Origin of the sequence: Cryptosporangium phraense, from assembly GCF_006912135.1 — a bacterium.
GTDB lineage: Bacteria > Actinomycetota > Actinomycetes > Mycobacteriales > Cryptosporangiaceae > Cryptosporangium > Cryptosporangium phraense.
In genome coordinates, this window is sequence record NZ_VIRS01000023.1 from 1 (window position 1) to 18,578 (window position 18,578).

20 protein-coding genes are annotated in these 18,578 nt (G+C 73.0%); 1 reads left to right on the plus strand and 19 read right to left on the minus strand.

Translation table 11 applies throughout. The features are described from left to right. Window positions 1-713: 713 nt before the first annotated feature. The 7 genes from hisF to hisD are packed head-to-tail and all read right to left on the minus strand — an operon-like array spanning window position 714 to window position 6,183. Window positions 714-1,484, minus strand: coding sequence for an imidazole glycerol phosphate synthase subunit HisF (gene hisF, locus FL583_RS27935; RefSeq protein ID WP_142707829.1), 771 nt, complete (start codon window positions 1,482-1,484; stop codon window positions 714-716). Then, window positions 1,481-2,206: a bifunctional 1-(5-phosphoribosyl)-5-((5-phosphoribosylamino)methylideneamino)imidazole-4-carboxamide isomerase/phosphoribosylanthranilate isomerase PriA gene (gene priA / locus FL583_RS27940; protein WP_142707830.1), complete on the minus strand. Its 726-nt coding sequence runs from the start codon at window positions 2,204-2,206 to the stop codon at window positions 1,481-1,483. Before priA ends, hisF begins: the two co-directional genes overlap by 4 nt. After that, on the minus strand, window positions 2,203-2,562 hold the full coding sequence (locus FL583_RS27945; RefSeq protein WP_142707831.1) for a hypothetical protein: 360 nt from the start codon (window positions 2,560-2,562) through the stop codon (window positions 2,203-2,205). The genes priA and FL583_RS27945 overlap by 4 nt, the downstream gene beginning before the upstream one ends. Before the next feature lie 24 nt (window positions 2,563-2,586). Then, window positions 2,587-3,198 (minus strand): imidazole glycerol phosphate synthase subunit HisH, encoded by a 612-nt coding sequence (gene hisH / locus FL583_RS27950; RefSeq protein ID WP_142707832.1) that lies wholly within the window; start codon window positions 3,196-3,198, stop codon window positions 2,587-2,589. Then, window positions 3,195-3,797, minus strand: coding sequence for an imidazoleglycerol-phosphate dehydratase HisB (gene hisB / locus FL583_RS27955; RefSeq protein ID WP_142707833.1), 603 nt, complete (start codon window positions 3,795-3,797; stop codon window positions 3,195-3,197). Before hisB ends, hisH begins: the two co-directional genes overlap by 4 nt. After that, window positions 3,794-4,876 carry a histidinol-phosphate transaminase gene (locus tag FL583_RS27960; protein ID WP_142707834.1) on the minus strand — a complete coding sequence of 361 codons (1,083 nt, stop codon included), beginning with the start codon at window positions 4,874-4,876 and terminating at the stop codon, window positions 3,794-3,796. The genes hisB and FL583_RS27960 overlap by 4 nt, the downstream gene beginning before the upstream one ends. Then, window positions 4,873-6,183, minus strand: a complete 1,311-nt coding sequence (hisD, locus tag FL583_RS27965) for a histidinol dehydrogenase (RefSeq protein ID WP_142707835.1) — start codon at window positions 6,181-6,183, stop codon at window positions 4,873-4,875. The genes FL583_RS27960 and hisD overlap by 4 nt, the downstream gene beginning before the upstream one ends. A 146-nt stretch (window positions 6,184-6,329) precedes the next feature. Here hisD and FL583_RS27970 point away from each other — a divergent pair, with 146 nt between their 5' ends. Further along, on the plus strand, window positions 6,330-7,037 hold the full coding sequence (locus FL583_RS27970; protein WP_142707836.1) for an LON peptidase substrate-binding domain-containing protein: 708 nt from the start codon (window positions 6,330-6,332) through the stop codon (window positions 7,035-7,037). A gap of 37 nt (window positions 7,038-7,074) precedes the next feature. Here FL583_RS27970 and FL583_RS27975 read toward each other — a convergent pair whose 3' ends face one another. From FL583_RS27975 to FL583_RS28030, 12 genes are all read right to left on the minus strand, one after another. Further along, complete coding sequence (locus FL583_RS27975) at window positions 7,075-7,791, minus strand: DUF2567 domain-containing protein (RefSeq protein WP_142707837.1); 717 nt, start codon at window positions 7,789-7,791, stop codon at window positions 7,075-7,077. A 16-nt stretch (window positions 7,792-7,807) separates the two neighbouring features. After that, window positions 7,808-8,689 (minus strand): MinD/ParA family ATP-binding protein, encoded by an 882-nt coding sequence (locus FL583_RS27980; RefSeq protein ID WP_205752515.1) that lies wholly within the window; start codon window positions 8,687-8,689, stop codon window positions 7,808-7,810. A 215-nt stretch (window positions 8,690-8,904) separates the two neighbouring features. Then, on the minus strand, window positions 8,905-9,879 hold the full coding sequence (locus FL583_RS27985) for a GNAT family N-acetyltransferase (RefSeq protein ID WP_142707838.1): 975 nt from the start codon (window positions 9,877-9,879) through the stop codon (window positions 8,905-8,907). A gap of 44 nt (window positions 9,880-9,923) precedes the next feature. Further along, on the minus strand, window positions 9,924-10,703 hold the full coding sequence (locus FL583_RS27990; protein WP_142707839.1) for a hypothetical protein: 780 nt from the start codon (window positions 10,701-10,703) through the stop codon (window positions 9,924-9,926). Beyond that, on the minus strand, window positions 10,700-11,629 hold the full coding sequence (locus FL583_RS27995) for an RluA family pseudouridine synthase (RefSeq protein WP_142707840.1): 930 nt from the start codon (window positions 11,627-11,629) through the stop codon (window positions 10,700-10,702). The genes FL583_RS27990 and FL583_RS27995 overlap by 4 nt, the downstream gene beginning before the upstream one ends. Beyond that, window positions 11,622-12,395, minus strand: a complete 774-nt coding sequence (gene lspA / locus FL583_RS28000; protein ID WP_205752516.1) for a signal peptidase II — start codon at window positions 12,393-12,395, stop codon at window positions 11,622-11,624. Before lspA ends, FL583_RS27995 begins: the two co-directional genes overlap by 8 nt. Further along, a complete protein-coding gene (locus FL583_RS28005) occupies window positions 12,359-12,865 on the minus strand; it encodes a TraR/DksA family transcriptional regulator (RefSeq protein ID WP_142707841.1) in 507 nt (168 codons plus the stop codon). Before FL583_RS28005 ends, lspA begins: the two co-directional genes overlap by 37 nt. A 174-nt stretch (window positions 12,866-13,039) precedes the next feature. Continuing rightward, the gene (locus FL583_RS28010) at window positions 13,040-13,360 is read right to left on the minus strand and encodes a DUF167 domain-containing protein (RefSeq protein WP_205752517.1); all 321 of its coding nucleotides are present in this window, start codon (window positions 13,358-13,360) and stop codon (window positions 13,040-13,042) included. Next, window positions 13,357-14,658 carry a hypothetical protein gene (locus tag FL583_RS28015; RefSeq protein ID WP_142707843.1) on the minus strand — a complete coding sequence of 434 codons (1,302 nt, stop codon included), beginning with the start codon at window positions 14,656-14,658 and terminating at the stop codon, window positions 13,357-13,359. Before FL583_RS28015 ends, FL583_RS28010 begins: the two co-directional genes overlap by 4 nt. A 2,058-nt stretch (window positions 14,659-16,716) precedes the next feature. Then, window positions 16,717-17,556 carry a DivIVA domain-containing protein gene (locus FL583_RS28020; RefSeq protein WP_142707844.1) on the minus strand — a complete coding sequence of 280 codons (840 nt, stop codon included), beginning with the start codon at window positions 17,554-17,556 and terminating at the stop codon, window positions 16,717-16,719. Window positions 17,557-17,599: 43 nt separating this feature from the next. Continuing rightward, on the minus strand, window positions 17,600-17,899 hold the full coding sequence (locus FL583_RS28025; protein ID WP_073250795.1) for a YggT family protein: 300 nt from the start codon (window positions 17,897-17,899) through the stop codon (window positions 17,600-17,602). Window positions 17,900-17,913: 14 nt separating this feature from the next. Next, on the minus strand, window positions 17,914-18,531 hold the full coding sequence (locus FL583_RS28030; protein ID WP_142707846.1) for a cell division protein SepF: 618 nt from the start codon (window positions 18,529-18,531) through the stop codon (window positions 17,914-17,916). Window positions 18,532-18,578 lie beyond the last annotated feature (47 nt).

Here is an 18,578-nt window from a genome sequence, read left to right on the forward strand (position 1 = left end):
CGGCGCGCGAGCCGCTCGGCGCGGGCCGCTCGGACGCGCGGGCCGCTCGGGGGCGCTTGGACGAACGGTGGGCGCGTTCGCGGCGAGCTGCGCACCCATACCCCTCGTGGCTTGACCGACCGAGCCCCCTTGGAGGGCGGGCCGATGAACTGGCTCGGGCCAGGTGGGCACGTGCAAGCCGGTGATGGCCTGTTGCCAGACCCGGTAGGCCCGAACGCGCTCGCTCGGGACGCGTCCGGCCGGGCAGGCGCGCTCAAGGCAGGCGGGCCCGTGCAGGTCTCGAGGCGCATTGGGCCGGGTCGGCACGCTCAGGCCGGTACGCGCCCTCCACCAGTAGCGCATCGGTCGGTCGAATGCACTCGGGCAGGGCTAGGCAGGGCAGGGCCTGCCGAAGCGCCTCATCAGCGCGAACCAACCCGTCATCGCGATCGCACGCACCTACGCGGTCGCGCAGGCCGCGCGATACGCGAGGCAGCGCGATACGCGAGGCAGCGCGATACGCGAGGCAGCGCGATACGCGAGGCGACGCGATACGCGAGGCAGCGGGATACGCGCGGGGCGACGGGCGCCGCCAGGCGCGAAAACGGCGCGACGCGCGCGCCGCCATGCGCACAAACGGAGCGCCGCGCGGGCGCCGCTACGCCCGAAGATGGCCCGATACGCGCCGCTACACGCCCGAACGGCACGAAGCGGGTCGGCGGCCAACCCGATGGTCAGCGGATCGGGCTACCCGTCGCCCTCAGAGTTTCCTTGACCTCTCCGATCGTGAGCTCTCCGAAATGGAAGACGCTGGCCGCGAGCACCGCATCCGCGCCCGCTTCGATCGCAGGCGGGAAGTGCGACAGAGCCCCGGCCCCACCGCTCGCGATCACCGGGACGTCGACGACCTTGCGGACCGCGGTGATCAGCGGGAGATCGTAGCCGTCCTTCGTGCCGTCGCCGTCCATCGAGTTGAGCAGGATCTCGCCGACCCCGTACTCCTGGCCCCGCTCGGCCCACTCGACCGCGTCGATGCCGGTGCCCCGGCGGCCGCCGTGGGTCGTCACCTCGAAGCCGCTCGGGGTGGGCGGGCCATCGACCACTCGGCGGGCGTCCACCGAGAGCACCACGCACTGGGAACCGAAGCGCTCGGCGGCCTCGCGCAGGAGCTCGGGCCGGGCGATGGCGGCCGTGTTGATGCCGACCTTGTCGGCCCCGGCGCGAAGCAGAGCGTCGACGTCGGCCGTCGTGCGGACGCCGCCGCCGACGGTGAGCGGGATGAACACGGTCTCGGCGGTGCGTCGGACGACGTCGAACGTGGTCTCGCGGCCGGACGAGGACGCGGTGATGTCGAGGAACGTGAGCTCGTCGGCGCCGGCCGCGTCGTAGGCGCGGGCGAGCTCGACCGGGTCACCGGCGTCGCGCAGGCGGGTGAAGTTGACGCCCTTGACGACCCGGCCGTTGTCGACGTCGAGACACGGGATGACCCGGACGGCCACCGTCACGACGACACCGCCGCCAGCGCCTCGGGCAGCGTGAACGCCCCGGCATACAGCGCCTTGCCGACGATCGCGCCCTCGACACCCTGCGGAACCAGCGTCGCGAGCTCGCGCAGGTCGTCCAGCGTGGACACTCCTCCGGACGCGATCACCGGGCGGTCGGTGGCCGCGCACACCGACTTCAGCAGCTCGACGTTCGGGCCGGTCAGCGTGCCGTCGCGGCGCACGTCGGTGACGACGTACCGGGCGCAGCCCTCGGAGTCGAGCCGCGCGAGCACCTCGAACAGCTCACCACCTTCGCGGGTCCAGCCGCGGGCCGCCAGCGTCGTCCCGCGGACGTCGAGGCCGACCGCGATCCGGTCGCCGTACTCGGCGATGGCCTTGGCGCACCACTCCGGGTCCTCCAGGGCGGCGGTGCCGATGTTCACGCGACGGCAGCCGGTCGCGAGCGCGGCGCGCAAGGACGCATCGTCGCGGATGCCGCCGGACAGCTCGACCTGGACGTCGAGAGCGCCCACGACCTGGGCGAGCTGGGCCGCGTTCGAGCCCCGGCCGAAGGCGGCGTCGAGGTCGACCAGGTGGATCCACTCGGCGCCGTCGCGCTGCCAGGTGAGGGCGGCCTCCAGCGGGTCGCCGTAGGAGGTCTCGCTGCCCGCCTCGCCCTGGACCAGCCGGACCGCCTGGCCGTCGGCGACGTCGACCGCGGGAAGCAGCTCGAGCCTTGTCATTGAACTCTCCGGGAGTAATCGGTACGGGTCAGGGCGAGCAGGACGGGCGCGAGCAGTAACGCGAGGACGACCGCGCCGATCCGGAGGGCCCACGAGTCGATCGTGAGGAACACGACGACGATCGCGACGAGCAGCCCCATCACGATCGCCGACACCTGCGCCCGGTCGCGGGGCGACCGCATCCGCCCGGTGCGCCGACCCCGCCGGGCGGCACCGCCCGGGGTCAGCGCGCGGATCGCGTGCCAGGGCGCGGTGAGGATCGCCCGCCGGCGGGCGCGCCGCGAGGCCCGCCGCCGGGCCCGCTCCGCCTCGGCCTCCCGAACGGCCCGCGCCCGGGCCCGGGCACCCTTAGTCATCGGACGCCCTAGGTTCCGGCGACCTCACGACAGTCCCCGCACCCAGTTCGCCAGGACCGCCGCCCCGGCGTCGCCGGACTTCTCCGGGTGGAACTGCGTCGCCGCCACCGCGCCACGCTCGATCGCGGCCAAGAACGGCTCGTCGTGCTCCGACGTCGTCAGCACGCCGTCGATGCCGGTCGCCGCCGCCGCATAGGAGTGGACGAAGTAGAACCGCTCGTCCTCGACCCCTCGGAACAGCGACGACCCCGCCCCGGCCGAGACCGTGTTCCACCCCATGTGCGGGATCCGCTCGGCGGTCAGCCGCGTCACCCCGCCCGGGAACACCCCGAGCCCGTGCGTCCGCACCCCGTGCTCGACGCCGAACTCGAACAGCACCTGCATGCCGACGCAGATCCCGAGCACCGGCCGCGAGTCCGCCACCCGCTCGTGCACGACCTCGGCCGCACCGAGCTTCTCGATGCCGGCCATGCAGGCCGCGTACGCGCCGACGCCCGGCACGACCAGCCCGTCGGCCGAGGCGGCCAGCGACAGATCCGGCGTCACGGTCACCGAGGCGCCCGCCCGCACGAGCGCCCGCTCGGCCGACCGCAGATTCCCCGACCCGTAGTCGAGGACGACCACGCTCGGGCTCATCCGGACAACCGCCCCTTGGTGGAGGGGATGCCGGTGACCCGCGGGTCGAACGCGGTCGCGTCGCGCAGCGCCCGGGCCACGGCCTTGAACTGCGACTCGGCGATGTGGTGCGGGTCGCGTCCGGACCGGACGAGCACGTGCAGCGCGATCGACGCGTTGTGGGTGAACGCCTCCCAGATGTGGCGCACGAGGGTGCCCGGGAAGTCGGGCCCGATCCGCGCGACCTCCATCACCGACGGCTCCTCGTGCACCAGGTACGGACGCCCGGCCAGGTCGACCGCGACCTGCACCAGCGCTTCGTCGAGCGGCACCAGCGCGTCGCCGAAGCGGCGGATGCCGGCCTTGTCGCCCAGCGCCTGGTTGAACGCCTGGCCGAGTGCGATCGCGGTGTCTTCCACCGTGTGGTGGGCGTCGATGTGCAGGTCACCGACGGTCTGCACGGTCAGGTCGAACCCGCCGTGCTTCCCGAGCTGGTTGAGCATGTGGTCGTAGAAGCCGACACCGGTGGAGATGTCGCACTTTCCCGACCCGTCGAGGTCGATCTCGACGAGCACCTTCGACTCGCCGGTGACCCGTTCGATCCGGCCGGTGCGGCTCATGCTTGCCCTTTCAACGAGAAGTCCAATGCCTCGAGGAACGCGTCCGTCTCGGCCGGAGTGCCCGCGGTGACCCGCAGGTAGCCCGGCAGGCCGACGTCGCGAATGAGCACGCCCTGGGTCAGCATCCGCTGCCAGACCGCCCTCTGGTCGCCCAGCCCGCCGAACAGCACGAAGTTGGCGTCGCTCGGCACGACCTCGAGCCCCCGCGTCCGCAACGACGAAACGATGCGGTCGCGCTGCTCCTTGATCGCCTCGACGGTCGCGAGCAGCGCGTCCGTGTGGGCCAGAGCGGCCCGCGCGGCGGCCTGGGTGATCGACGACAGGTGGTACGGCAGCCGCACCAGCTGGATCGCGTCGACCACCGCCGGGTCGGCGGCCAGGTACCCGAGCCGGGCCCCGGCCAGCGCGAACGCCTTGCTCATCGTCCGGGTGACGACCAGCCGCGGGCTGAGCCCGAGCCGGGAGATCGCGCTCGGCGTGCCGGGCCGCCGGAACTCCGCGTAGGCCTCGTCGACGATGACCATCCCGCGCGACTCGGCCAGCACCGCCTCGACGACGTCCAGACCCAGCGCGGTGCCGGTCGGGTTGTTCGGCGAGCAGAGGAACACGACGTCGGGATCGTGCTTGCGGACGTCGGCGGCCGCGCTCTCGGCGTCGACCGAGAAGTCGTCGTTGCGACGGCCGTCGATCCAGTCGGTACCGGTGCCGCGCGACAGGATCGGGTGCATGGAGTACGCGGGCGTGAAGCCGAGCGCGGTGCGGCCGGGGCCGCCGAACGCCTGCAGGAGCTCCTGCAGGACCTCGTTCGAGCCGTTCGCGGCCCAGACGTTGGCGACCGTGAGGTCGTGCCCGAGGTAGCGGGCGAGGTCGGCGCGGAGCGCGGTCGCCTCCCGGTCGGGGTACCGGTTGAGGCCGGAGGCCTCCTCGCGGACCGCCGCGACGATCGCCTCGACGACCGCCTCGGGCACCGGATAGGAGTTCTCGTTCGTGTTCAGCGCCACCGGGACGTCGAGCTGCGGAGCACCGTACGGCGTGCTGCCCCGGAGTTCGTCGCGGATCGGCAGGTCGTCGAGGTTCACCGGAACCGTGCCCTCACCGCGGCGCCGTGCGCGGGCAGGTCTTCGGCGTCGGCCAGCGTCGCGACGAACGGCGCGACCTCGCGCAGCGCCTCTTCGCTGTACTCGATGACGTGGACCCCGCGCAGGAACGTCTGCACCGACAGCCCGGACGAGTGCCGGGCGCAGCCGCCGGTCGGCAGCACGTGGTTCGAGCCGGCGCAGTAGTCGCCGAGCGAGACCGGCGACCAGGCCCCGACGAAGATCGCCCCCGCGTTGCGCACCCGGGTCGCCACGGCGGACGCGTCCGCGGTCTGGATCTCCAGGTGCTCGGCCGCGTACGCGTCCACGACCCGGAGGCCGGCGTCCAGGTCGTCGACCAGGACGATGCCCGACTGCGGGCCGGAGAGCGCGGCCTGCACCCGCTCGACGTGCTTGGTGACCGCCACCTGCCGGACGACCTCGGCGTCGACCGCCTCGGCCAGTTCTTCGGACGCGGTGACGAGCACCGAAGCCGCGGCCGGGTCGTGCTCGGCCTGGCTGATCAGGTCGGCGGCGACGTGCACCGGGTCGGCGGTGTCGTCGGCCAGCACCGCGATCTCGGTGGTGCCGGCCTCCGAGTCGATGCCGATGACCCCACGCAGCAGCCGCTTGGCCGCGGTGACCCAGATGTTGCCGGGGCCGGTGACCAGATCGACCGGCTCGACCTCGTGCCCGGCGTCGGACAGGCCGTACGCGAACACCGCGACCGCCTGGGCGCCGCCGACCGCGTACACCTCGTCGACGCCGAGCAGCGCGCACGCGGCCAGGATCGTCGGGTGCGGCAGGCCGCCGAACTCCTTCTGCGGCGGCGACGCGACCGCGAGCGACGAGACGCCCGCGGCCTGGGCCGGGACGACGTTCATCACGACGCTCGACGGGTAGACGGCCAGCCCACCGGGCACGTACAGCCCGACCCGGCCGACCGGGACGAACCGCTCGGTGACCGTGCCACCGGGGACGACCCGGGTCGTGACGTCGGTGCGCCGCTGGTCGTCGTGGACCAGGCGGGCCCGGCGGATCGATTCGCTCAGCGCGGCCCGCACGTTCGGGTCGAGCCCGTCGAGCGCGGACGCGATCGCGTCGGCGGGGACCCGGATGCCGGTCGCCTCGACGCCGTCGAACCGGGCCGTGGCCGCGAGCACCGCCGACAGCCCCTCGGAATGAACCGCCTCCACCACCGGACGGACCTGCGCCACGGCAGCGTCGACGTCGAGGGCGGCCCGGGGCAGCACGCCCCGGAGGTCAGCAGCTGAATAGGCCGAGCTGCGGAGGTCGATTCGGGTCAGCACGGCTAAGAGTCTACGGAGCGGGCCGACAGGTTTAGTGCCGTGGTTACCGCGCTCACGTGCGGGTAGGCCCGCCGGTTGGTGTGGCAACCGACGCAGCGACGGCGTTCAGCGCGCAGCGTTGCGACTCCACTCCTACCCTGAACGACGTGGCCGAGATCATTCCGCTCTTTCCACTCGGCACCGTCCTGTTTCCGGGAGTGGTGCTGCCGCTCCATATCTTCGAGCCGCGCTACCGCGCGCTGATCCGTGACCTGATGGCCGCGGAGCCCGACGCCCGTCAGTTCGGCGTGCTCGCGATCCGGCAGGGCTGGGAGGTCGGCGAGGACGCGGTGACCGCGCTGTACGACGTGGGGTGCACCGCCGAGCTGCGTCAGGTGCACCCGTACCGGGACGGGCGGCTCGACGTCGTCTCGGTCGGGCGCGACCGGTTCCGGCTGATCGAGGTGCTGCCCGGTGAGCCCTACCTGCGGGGACGGGTCGAACGCCGGCCCGAGCCCGAGCTCGACGCCCGGGCCGGCGAGGAGGCCGAGGTGCTGGCGGGCGGCGTCCGGGAGGTGTTCGCCCGGTGCCGGACGCTACTGCACGCGACGCTGCGGGCCGGTGAGGACTCGTCGGAGCGGCCGGCGCTGCCCGCGCTGCCGCTGCCGAACGACCCGGCGATGCTCTCGTACCTGGTCGGGTCGGCCGCGCCGCTCACGCTCGACGACCAGCAGAGCCTGCTGGCGATCGACGACCCGGTGAGCCGGCTGCGGCGTCAGCTGCGGCTGCTCAAGCGCGAGGCGACGATGCTCTCCCGGCTGCACGCGGTGCCGGTGCCGCTGGCCGAGCTGCGGGTCGACCAATCCCCCAACTGAGCCGATCCCCCACCTGAGCCGGTCCCCCACCTGACCGTCACTGGTCCGGCGGTCGGTCTCCCCAGTGGCGGCCGTGCTCGCGGTTCAGGCCCGGGTCGACCTTCAGGTCGGGATACCGGCTCCACGCGGCCACGACGACGTACCCCAGCACGGCCATCAGCGGCTCGAGGAACAGCAGGCCCTTGGCGTTCAGCTCGACCGGCATCGGGAACTGGCGCCCGGGCGCCGCGTGCTGGAGCAGCGAGTCGTACTCGTCGCGGCCCCACCACGTCCCGAGCTTCCAGCTGACGAACCCCGCGGCCAGGCACCCGGCGGCCAGCCCCACCAGCACGATCGGCCCGCGCCAGCGGCGGGCCAGGTACGCGATCGGCCCGAGCAGCAGCCCGGCCGCGAGCGCCAGCCCGCCGTACGTCGCCTGGGCGCCGAACGAGGACTCGCCGTAGTACTCGGCCAGGATCGGCCCGTTGGCCGTCATCAGCACCGGCACGTGCGGGCCGATCGTCCCCCAGAGGACGCCGTTGATCGCCCCGGACGCGGCCACCACCAGCGCCAGCACGACGGCCGCGATCACGTCCCGCCAGGCCGTCGAGGCCCGGATCCCGGTCATCAGCGCGGCCGGCGACAGCCCGGGCGGATCTTCCGGCTCCTCACCGGCGTGACGCCTGCGCACCGGCACGAGTTCGGTGGAATGGCTGAGCCCGGCCGCCGGTCGCGGCGTCGTCACGCCGTCCGGACCCGGCGATTCATGGCGCACCGCTCAACCATAGTGCTCACCGGCCCCACCCCTGGACGAGAGCCGCCGACGCGTCCAGCCAGGCCCGCCGGGTCTGTTCGGCGATGCCCGAGAACGAGATCGTGGACCCGGACTCCAGCGCCGGGTCGTAGGGGATCACCGCGACCGCCCGGGTGCGGTGGGAGAAGTGGTCGACCAGCTCGTCGAGCAGCGGCGACGGGATCGGGCTGGGGCACGACAGGATCGTCACGCCGTCGGCGACCAGGTCGGCGTACCCGTCTTCTTCGAGCAGGTCGAGCATCCAGTCGGCGGTGAACGCCGAATCCTCCCGCGGAAGCGTCGTGATCACCATGCGGTCGGTCTGCTCGATGACCGTCTTCCAGTTCGGGCTCTCGACGTTGTTGCCGGTGTCGACGCAGACGATGTCGTACGCCCTGGTGAGCAGCGTCATCAGGCGACGGACCGTGTCGGGGTCGAGCGCGCGGGCGACCCGGGGGTCTTCGTCGCCGGCCAGCACGTCGAACGAGCCGTCGTTCGAGTGCCGCAGGTAGTTCTCGAGCACCTCGGCGATGCCGTGGCCCTGGTTGATCGCGGTCTCGACGTCGGTGAGGTCGTGGATCAGGTGCTTGATCGTGCGGGCGTGCCGGGCCGTGCCCGCGCGTAACCCGAGCGTGCCCCGCAGCTCGTTGTCGTCCCAGGCCAGCACGCCGCCGCCGCGCACGCTGCCGAGCGTCGCAGCGGCCAGCACGGTGGCGGTGGTCTTGTGGACGCCGCCCTTCGGGTTGACGAACGCGACCGCCTTCGGGCGCCCGACGTCGCCCCGGATGACCTCGATCGCCTGCTGCACGGGCACGGTGCCGACCAGCGGGGGCGGCGGATAGTCGGGGATCTCATAGCCGGTGCGCTGCGGCGGAACCACCGGAGGAGGCGCCAGAGGGGGCGCGAGCGGCCGGGACACCCCGGCCGGGCGCGGCCGACTGCGGTTCCGGCCGAGTAACGCACGCCAGCGTCGAACCGCTTCACCGCGGTCGGCGGGCTCAGTGGGCCCCACCGCCACCTCCCCGAGCTCGACGCCGCTGGAGTCAGCCTACGTACCTTCCGCCTCGTTGTGCTCGCCGGTGACGAACTGGTCGGTCATCCGACCAGATCGGCCGCGTACTCGGCGTACGGAAACGACTTGGCGAACGGGTACTCGACGGTTTCCGAGAGGTCGTGCAGCTCACGGGACCCGGGGAGCTGCTCGTAGCCGAGCCGCGCGTAGAACCGGTGGGCGTCGAGGAAACGGGTGTCGCTCCACAGCTCGAGCTGCCGGACGCCCAGCCGGACCGCCTCGTCTTCGACCAGCGACGTGAGCACCTCACCCAGGCCGTGCCGCCGCGCCGACGCGCTCACGTACAGGGACTTGAGCTCCGCGGTGTCGGGATCCGGCCCCGGCCGGATGCCGACCGAGCCGACGACCGTGCCGCCGAGCTCGGCGACCCACAGGCGGCCGCCGTGGGTGGCGTAGTACGTGGCCGGGGCCCGCAGCCACGGCTCCTCGCCGTCGACGTCGAGCACGCAGCCCGGGTACTCGGCCCACGTCGTGCCGATCAGCTCGATCAGCGCCTCGGAGTCGGAATCGGCCACCGGGCGGATCACCGGCAGCTCCTTCCGCATCTCGACGTGCCGGATGCCGGCCTCCTCGAACTCGCTGCCCACCGGGGTGTAGCCGGCCTTGGCGTAGAACTCGCGCGCGTGCACCTGGGCGTGCAGCTCGATCGCCGGGTTGCCGCGCCGGATCGCGGCCCGCTCGAGCCCCCGCAGCACGGCCCGGCCCACGCCGCTGCCCCGCAGCTCGGCGCGGACCGCCATCCGCCCGACCCGGCCCGGCGCCGGTGGCTCGCCGAGCAGCCGGCCGGTGCCCGCGAGCCGCGGTGGCACGCCCACCGAGGCCTCGGGGTCGGACTCCCACGCGCAGACGTGCACGGCCACGTCGTCGAACTCGTCGCGCTCGATCTCGACGGGCACGTTCTGCCCGACGACGAACACGTCGTGACGGAGCGCGAACACCGCTGGCATCTCGGCCGGGGTCGCGACCGTGACCCAGAGTGAGCCCGAGCGAGTCTTCATGTGCATTGCCACGATCCTTCGTACGTATCGAACAGCGCTTCGAATCAGTTGTGACCGACCGCGGACCGAGACGGCGTCGCGCTCGGACCGGCAGCAGTATCGGACGGCGGACCGACAGTTCCGGATTGCTCCGGCAGCAGCGGCACGAAGGTCGCCCGATCCAGCCGGGTGACCTCGGGCGCCGGGTCCACGACCCGGATCCCCGGCCGCTGCGCGAGCGTCCGCAGCTGCGCGGGCGTCCCCCGCACGACCGCCCCGTAGACGCACGCGCACAGGCTCCGGTAGGCCGCCGCTTCCCGCCGTTGCACGGCCGCCTCCTGCGCGTACACCTGCTTCAACTCGCTCGTCCCGGCCGACGCCGCCGAGCTCGCCGCCGTCGTCGCGGCCCTCTCCTTCGCGGTCGCGGTGCGACGCATCCCGGTCGGGACGTCCACCGTCAGCCGGTCGACGACGAGCGTGACCAACTGCGTCTGGACGTCCGGCAGCGGCACCCGGGCGACGACCCGGCTCACGTCGACGCCGGTCAGTAGGGAGGCCAGGGCGGCCGGGCGCTGGTACCCGGTGAGCGAGACCAGTGCCCAGGTGGGCTGGTTCCGGGACCCGTCCAGCTCGTGCGAAGCGGCGGCTCGGTAGGCGTCCACCGGTTGACCGTCGGCCGGACCGACGCGGGGGACGTTCGAGACCGTGTCGTCGACCGGGGCCGACCGGGTCCCGGCCCGGTAGGCGACGACGACGAGGCCGACGACGAGCAGGAGCGTGACCATCGCGGTCCAGGACCGCGACAACCGGCGCGCGCCCAGGGCCAGCCTTCGCAGGACCTTCACGACTCGGCGCGGACGCGGTCCAACGCGGTCTGCAGGTCGGCCGGGTACTCGCTGGTGAACTCGACCCACTCGCCGGTGGCCGGGTGCTCGAACCCCAGCCGCATCGCGTGCAGCCACTGCCGGGTGAGGCCGAGGCGGGCCGCGAGCGTCGGATCCGCGCCGTAGGTGAGGTCGCCGACGCAGGGGTGGCGCAGCGCGGAGAAGTGCACCCGGATCTGGTGCGTGCGGCCGGTCTCCAGCGTCACCTCGAGCAGCGACGCGGCCCGGAACGCCTCCAGCGTGTCGTAGTGCGTCACGCTCGGCTTGCCGCCGGCCACCACCGCGAACCGCCAGTCGGACGAGGGGTGCCGGTCGATCGGCGCGTCGATCGTGCCGCGGCTCGGGTCGGGGTGGCCCTGGACCAGCGCGTGGTAGACCTTGCTGACCTCGCGCTCCTTGAACGCGCGTTTGAGCAGCGTGTAGGCCCGCTCGCTGGTGGCCAGCACCATCAGCCCGGTCGTACCGGCGTCCAGGCGGTGCACGACGCCCTGGCGCTCGGCCGCGCCGGACGTCGAGATCCGGTAGCCCATCGCGGCCACGCCCCCGACGACGGTCGGGCCGGTCCAGCCCGGGCTCGGGTGCGCGGCCACCCCGACCGGCTTGTCGACGACGACGATGTCGTCGTCGGCGTACACGACCCGCAGGCCGGGGACGGGTTCCGGGTTGGCCGACGGCGGAGCCGGGGGCGCCGGGAGGGTCACGTCCAGCCAGGACCCGGCCGAGACCCGGTCGGACTTGCCGGCCGGGGTGCCGTCGAGCGAGGCGTCACCGGCCTCGATGACGCCCGCGGCCGCGGTGCGGGACAGACCGAACAACCGGGCCAGCGCGGCGTCCAGCCGCATGCCTTCCAACCCGTCGGGGACGGGGAGGGAACGATGCTCAGTCATCCTTCAATTTTGCACTGTCGGACTTGCGCACCCTCGAGCCGTCGATCCGGCGCCCGGTGAGCTCGAGGAAGACCAGGATCGCGACGCCGACGCAGAGCGCCGAGTCGGCCAGGTTGAAGATCGGCCACGGCGGGTCGTAGGGGTCGACGATGGCCAGGAAGTCGACGACGCCGCCGCCTTCGCGGAACAGCCGGTCGATGACGTTTCCGCAGGCCCCGCCGAGCACGAGGCCGAGCGCGATCGCCCAGCCGGTCGAGGCGAGCCGGCGCGCGTACCGCAGGATCACGACGATCACGCCGATCGCGACCGCGGTGAGCACGTAGGTGTAGCTCTCGCCGAGGGAGAACGCGGCGCCGGTGTTCCGGGTGTGGACGAAGTAGAGGACGTTCGGGACGACGGTGATCGGGGGGTGGTCGGTGTCCTCGAGCTTGCTGACCACGGCCAGCTTGCTGAGGATGTCGGCGGCCAGGGCCAGGACGGCGACGACGGCGAAGACCCAGCGGCCTCGGCGGGTTCGGGGCCGGGGGGTGGGTGGGGGGTCGTCGCGGTCCGCGCCGCTCCCCGGGGGGGCCTCGCCGGCGGTGCTCTCGGGAGGGCCGGCGGGGTTGTCCGAGGTGCCGGCGGGCTCCGGGGAGCCGGAGGCGCGCTCCGGGGAGCCGGGGGCGGGCGGGGCCGGGACGGCCTCGCTCGCCGCCGGGGCGTCCGATGGGTCGCTGTCCGTGGCCCGGCTCAGCGGCGTTCCTCGATCTGCTTGCAACTCACGCACAGGGTCACACTAGGGAATGCCTCGAGCCGCGCGGTCGGAATGGGGTTACCGCACCGCTCGCACGAGCCGTACTGCCCCTCGGCCAGCCGGGCGAGCGCGTGCTCGACCTGCTGCACCCGCTCCCGCAGGCCGTGCACCAGCGCGAGCTCCTGCTCCCGCTCGAACGTCTTCGTCCCGGTGTCGGCCTGGTCGTCACCCGCTCCGTCGGACACCCGGCTGCGCTGCAGTTCGGTCAGCGAGACGACGGCTTCGTCGTACTCGGTGCTGAGCTCGTGCAGGCGCGCCTCGAGGACGCTGCGCAGCTCCTCGTGCCGATCGTCGGCGATCGGCGCTTTGGTGCGCGTCTGCGCCTGCTGCGCGGTGCTCGTCGCCGTTGCCCCGTTGGCCGCCGTTCGCGTCGATCGGCGAACCCCGGTCTTCGCCGTCGCCCGGCGAGGGGTTTCTTTCGTGGCCTTCGCCCGTTCAGCCATCGCGGCCACCTCCGCCCCGTATCGCCGGGCTGAGCCCGGCGTTTGGTCAGAGCGCTCAGGATAGGTGGCCGATGCCGCCCCGACAATGCGACGCGCACCAATGCTGACGCCGTACACGGTCGTGTTGGCCGCAGCCGAGCGTTGCCAGAGCCTGCGCGCACTGTGAGTCTTCTCTCACATACCGTTCCGACGAACGTCCTCAAACCTCAGGAGGGCTCTGAGCCGATCGGTGGCGTCCGGGGGCGGGACGGTGAGCGCGACGAGTTTGTCGCGGCTCGTCCGGCCGGCCCGGAGCGTGATGCCGGACGGGCGGACGCCGAAGGCCGCGGCGACGGCGTCCAGGGCCGCCTGGGTGGCCCGGCCGTCCACGGCGCGGGCGGAGACCGCGACGATCAGCGCCGTCCCGTACGGCCCGTCGTGTGACCCGCCGACGCGGGGCCGCGAAGCTCCGGGTTTGACGCGAACCGGGACGACGAATTCGTGACTATCGGTCACCGACGCAGCGCGACGAGGAGCCGGGTAGCGGCGGCGCATCGGCTACACGGAGTGAACCCGAGGTCGATGGCGCGGGCGGCCGGGATCGGGACGGCGGTTCGGCCGTCGAGCTGGGGGCAGCCGTCGAGGTGGTAGCGGGGGCGTCCGTCGACGACGAGGACGTCTTCGTCCGCGGTGGCGAGCTTCTTCTTCTCGGAGGAGAGGAGGAGCTCGGGGGCGGGTTCCGGGTCGGTGTCGTCGCCGGTGGGCGAGGGCAGGGGGCCGGTGTGGCCGGCTGGTGACGAGGTGGTTCCCCTGAGCGGGGCGGCCTCTTGCGAAGGCGCTGCCTCGCGAGGAGACGCGGCCTCACGCGGAGGCGAGGCCTCACGCGGAGGCGCGGACTCGCGAGGAGGCGCGGCCTGGCGCGATGGCGCGGACTCGCGCGACGGCGCGGACTCGCGCGATGGGGTCGACTCGCGCGGAGGCGTGGTCTCACGCGACGGCGTGGATTCACGCGGTGGGGTGGCTTCGCGTGGTGAGGTGGCTTCGCGTGGAGGGGCGGCCTCTCGTGGAGGGGCGGCCTCTCGAGGCGAGGTGGCCTCGCGGGGTGGGGCGGTGTCTCGCGGGTTGGCAGTGGGGCGGGAAGGCTGATCCGGCTGGCCGGCGGCCTTCTGGGCGCGGCGGTCGGCCAGAGAGATCGGCTCGGTGACCGGCTCGGAGTCTGCACTGAAGGCCTCACCGCGGGGCTCGGCCGGGCGCTGCTCGGCGAACCAGCCCGACTCGGCCCCACGCTGCTCGTCCGCCCGACCGCCGGACGCCCGGCCGCCGGACGCCCGGCCGCTGGAAGCCCGGCCGCTGGAAGCCTGTTCGTCGGACGACCAAGCGTCCGAGGGGCGCGTGTCCGAGGATCGGGCGCCCGTAGGGCGGGACTGATCGGTCGACCAGGGCGAGTCGGCGGGTCGGCGCGGCTCTCCGACACTGCGGTCACCACGACCGGACCCACCACGGCCGGCTTCACCACGACCGGACTCGCCACGACCGGACTCACCGCGACCGGACTCACCGCGACCGTGCTCGCGGTCGGAGGGGGTCGGCGGGTCGGTGTCCGGGGGATCCTCGACGCGGGTCGAGCTCACGACCAGAACGGGCGCGCCGTCGAGTCGGATCGTCATGTCCGAGGACTCGGCGTCGATCACCGGGTCGTCGGCGTCCGAGACGTTCGTGGAGGTCGAGTTCGCCGACGTCGGGTTCACGACCTCGGCGATGATGTCCGCGTCGGTGACGATGACGGTCTCGGCGTCGGCGAGATCCGGGTCCATCGGCTCCGACTGCACTCGGCGGGGGTCGTCGCCCGGCCGCTGGCGGGGTGTCTGGCGGCTCGGATCCGGCCGGCCGGTCTCGAACCGGCTCCCGTCCGCGCGTGTGCCGGGGCGACCGCTCCCGAGCCGGTCCCCGTCGGTACGCCCGCCACCGGGACGGTCCCCGGTGGTACGACCGCTCCCGGGCCGATCCGTGTCGGTACGCCCCATCCCGGGACGGTCCCCGGTGGTACGGCTGCCGGTTGGACGGTCGGCCGGACCCCGGACAGATTCGCTGCGGATGCCCTCCGGCCAATCGTTGTCGTATTCCCGCCCGCCCGCTCGGGCGCCGCCGGACCGGCCACCGTCAGGGCGGCCGCCGGCGCGCGCTCCCTCCGGCCGACCGGACTCCGGCCGGCCGTAGGCGGAACGATCGGACTGTGCGTCACCGTAGGCGGAACGGTCGGACTGCGAGTCGCCGTAGCTCGGGCGATCGGCGTACTCGGCCCGGCCGGCCTGCTCAGCGCGGCCCGCGCTCTCCGACCGGCCCCCGTACTCGGCCCGGCCGGCCTGTTCAGCGCGCCCCGCGCTCTCCGACCGGCCCCCGTACTCGGCCCGGCCGGCCTGAGCCTGCTCCGCGCGCGCAGCCTGCTCCGCGCGAGAGGCCTGCTCCGCGCGAGATGTGCCCTCCGACCGACTCGCGTGCTCGCCGCGCGAAGCGTTCTCGGACCGACCGGCGTACTCGCCGTGCTCCGGACTCCCCGAGCGACCAGCGGACTCGACCCGCGCCCCTTCGGCGCGCCCGGCGAACTCGGCCCGGCGCGAATCCGCCTCGGCCCGGCGCGGGTCCGCGTCCGGACGGCGCGAATCCGCCTCGGCCCGGCGCGAATCCGCGTCCGGACGGCGCGGGTCCGGGGACTGGCCGTAGCGCGGATCGGCGGGCCGAGCGGCCGCGTATCCCTCGGCCGGCCGCTGCTGCGGCGGACGCTGCGACGACGGATACTGCCCCCCGGCCTGGAACTGAGCCGCCTGGGCGGGCTGGGAACGGCCCGGCGCTCCCCATGGCTCGCCCGAAGTCGGGCGAACCCCGCCCGGCTCCGCGCGAACCCCGCCCGGCTCCGCGCGAATCCCTCCCGGCTCCGGGCGGACCCCGCCCGGCTGGGCGGACGGACGCGGCGGACCGGAAGACGTCCCGGGCGGACGGCCGGGACTGGCTTGAGCAGCCGCCGGGCGCGCCGCACCCGGTCGCGCGCCCGCCGGCTGCGCTGAGGGTGGAGCAGAAGAAGGTTGGCCACTCGCCGGCCGATGCGAGGTCCCCGACGGCCCCGACGGCCCCGACGGCCCCGCCGGCCCTGTCGATCCCAACGGCCCCGACGACCCTGACGATCCCGACGACCGTCCAGGACCGTCCTGCGCAGCCGCCGGCCGCACCCCAGGCTGCCCGTACCCAGGCTGCCCGTACCCGGGCTGCCCGGTTCCCGGCTGCCCATATCCAGGCTGCCCGTACCCCGGCCGCCCGAAGTCCGGCTGCGCCGAACCCGAACGACCGAAATCTCCGCCGGGACGAGCCTCGTACTCGGTCCGAGCGCCGTCCGGCCGACCGCCCTCCGGCCGACCGGAATCCCGGCGAGAGGCACCCGAACTCGGCCGCGACCCCGCCGCCGAGACCGGCGAACCCGCCGGCCGGAACGGCTCCTGCCGATACTCCGGCGCCCGATACTCGGCGTCCCGATACTCCGCGTCCCGCCGATACGGCTGATCGTCGGGACGCGGAGCCTGCTCCGCGGACTCCCCGACGGCCATGAGCCGCTCCGCCTTCACGCGTAACAGCGCAGGCTGCTCCGACGGCTCCGGTTCGACGGTCTCACCGCTAGCGGCCGAGGCGGCGCGGGCGCGTTGCCGGCGGATGCCGAACGCCAGGAACACGCCCGCGACCAGGCAGGTAGCGATGGACCCCAGAACGAAGCCGTCATTCGTCTGCACGACTCCCGCACCCAGAAGCACGGCAGACGCGCACACGAAGAGAAGGCTGACGACGATCACGGCGCAGCGAAACCTCGGCCCATGACGCGGCCCAGGTCAGCGACCGTGGGTGTCGGCGACGTCTCCGGACCGGGGCAACCCGGCGTGCGGACCGCCGAACGCACCGGACAGACTGGACGTACCGACGCCTTCACGGTTGATCTCCGCCTCGGTCGCCTGGCCCCGGGCCTCGAGGTCACGCAGCTGGCTCTCCAGGTACGCCTTGAGCCGGGTGCGGTACTCGCGCTCGAACGCCTTGAGCTGCTCGATGTGCTTCTGCAGTGCGGTGCGCTTCGCCTCGAGGCCGCCCATTGCCTCCTGGTGACGCTGCCGAGCGTCCCGCTCCAGCGCCTCGGCCTTCGCCCGCGCGTCGCGGGTGAGCTCCTCGGCGTTGGCCCGGGCCTCGGACAGAAGCTTGTCGGCCTCGCGGCGGGCGTCCGCCACGTGGTCGTCGGCCGTGCGCTGCGCGAGCATGAGCACCCGCAGGGCCTTCTCACCCTGGTCGTCGCCGCCGGGAACGGCGGGCAGCGCCGACGAGGTGGCCTGGCTCTGGGCCGCGGCGCTCTGCGCCTGCTGCTGAGCGGCCGCAGCGGCCTGCTTGGCCTGCTGGGTCTCCTGACGGAGACGGTCGACCTGCTGCTTGAGCTCGCCGTTCTCGGCGTGCAGCCGGCGCACGTCCGGGTCGGCCCCGGGCGCCGCGGCAGGCGCCGCCGCCGGACCACCGGTGCGGCCACGCTCGACCTGAGCCTTCAGGTCGTTGTTCTCCTCGATCAGCCGAGCGAGCTCCCGCTCCACCTCGTCGAGGAAGGCGTCGACGTCGTCTTCGTCGTAACCGCGTTTACCGATCGGCGGTTTCTTGAAGACGACGTTATGAACGTCGGCGGGGGTCAGCGGCATCGAAACTCCTCCGGACACGTCGGGGTGGCTGGACGGCGTGCGGTCAGTATGACGTCTCTGACAGCCGTCGGACCACGCTCATGAGGATGGTGACGATCATGAGCAGCAACAGGAAACCGAGGTCGAGGCTAACGCTCCCGATCCTCAGCGGGGGGATCACCCGGCGCAACGCTTTGAGCGGCGGATCTGTGGTGCTGTACACGACCTCGAGAGCGGCGGACGCCGCGCGGCCCGGCCTCCAGCGCCGCGCGAATACAAGCACGTACTCCGCCACAAGTCGCCCGAGAAGTACCAAAAGGAACAGATACAGCAGCAGGTAGGCGAGCTGCCACACGAGCAACACGGAGTACGACGTCCTTAGCTCTGGTTGAAGAATCCGCCCTCGGCGATCCGTGCCTTGTCCTCCGCGGTGACGGTGACATTGGCCGGCGAGAGCAGGAAGACCCGGTTGGTCACGCGCTCGATGCTACCGCGAAGGCCGAAAGTAAGTCCGGCCGCGAAGTCAACCAGTCGCTTAGCATCCGCCTCGTCCATTTCGGTGAGGTTGAGGATCACCGGAATGTGATTGCGGAACTGCTCTCCGATCATCCGCGCTTCGTTGTAGTTCGTCGGGTGAAGCGTGGTGATCCGGTACGACGTCTCGTCAGGCGCGCTCACGTCACTCACCACCGCCCTCTCGTGAAGTGACAGTTGCGGCGCGAGCGCCAGGTTGTCGTGGGTCGGCGGCGCCGGCGTCGCGGGCACCCGGCTAACCGGGCGGCTCGCGGGGCGCTCCAGCCGAGCAGGACGCGCTGCGGGCTCTTCGAACTCGTCCTCATAGGTGTCGAGATCGTCGTCGGCGTAGCGACGGTCACCGAACCGGCCGTCGTCGAAGCGGCGACCTTCATAGCGTCCGTCGTCATACGCGCCGTCCTCGTAGCGCGGGTCGTCCTCGACGAGGCCGAGCCAGACGCCTGCCTTCCGCCATGCACCCATGGAGCGCCCCCTCCTCCTCGTCAGCGACGATCGGTCGAACCGAACCT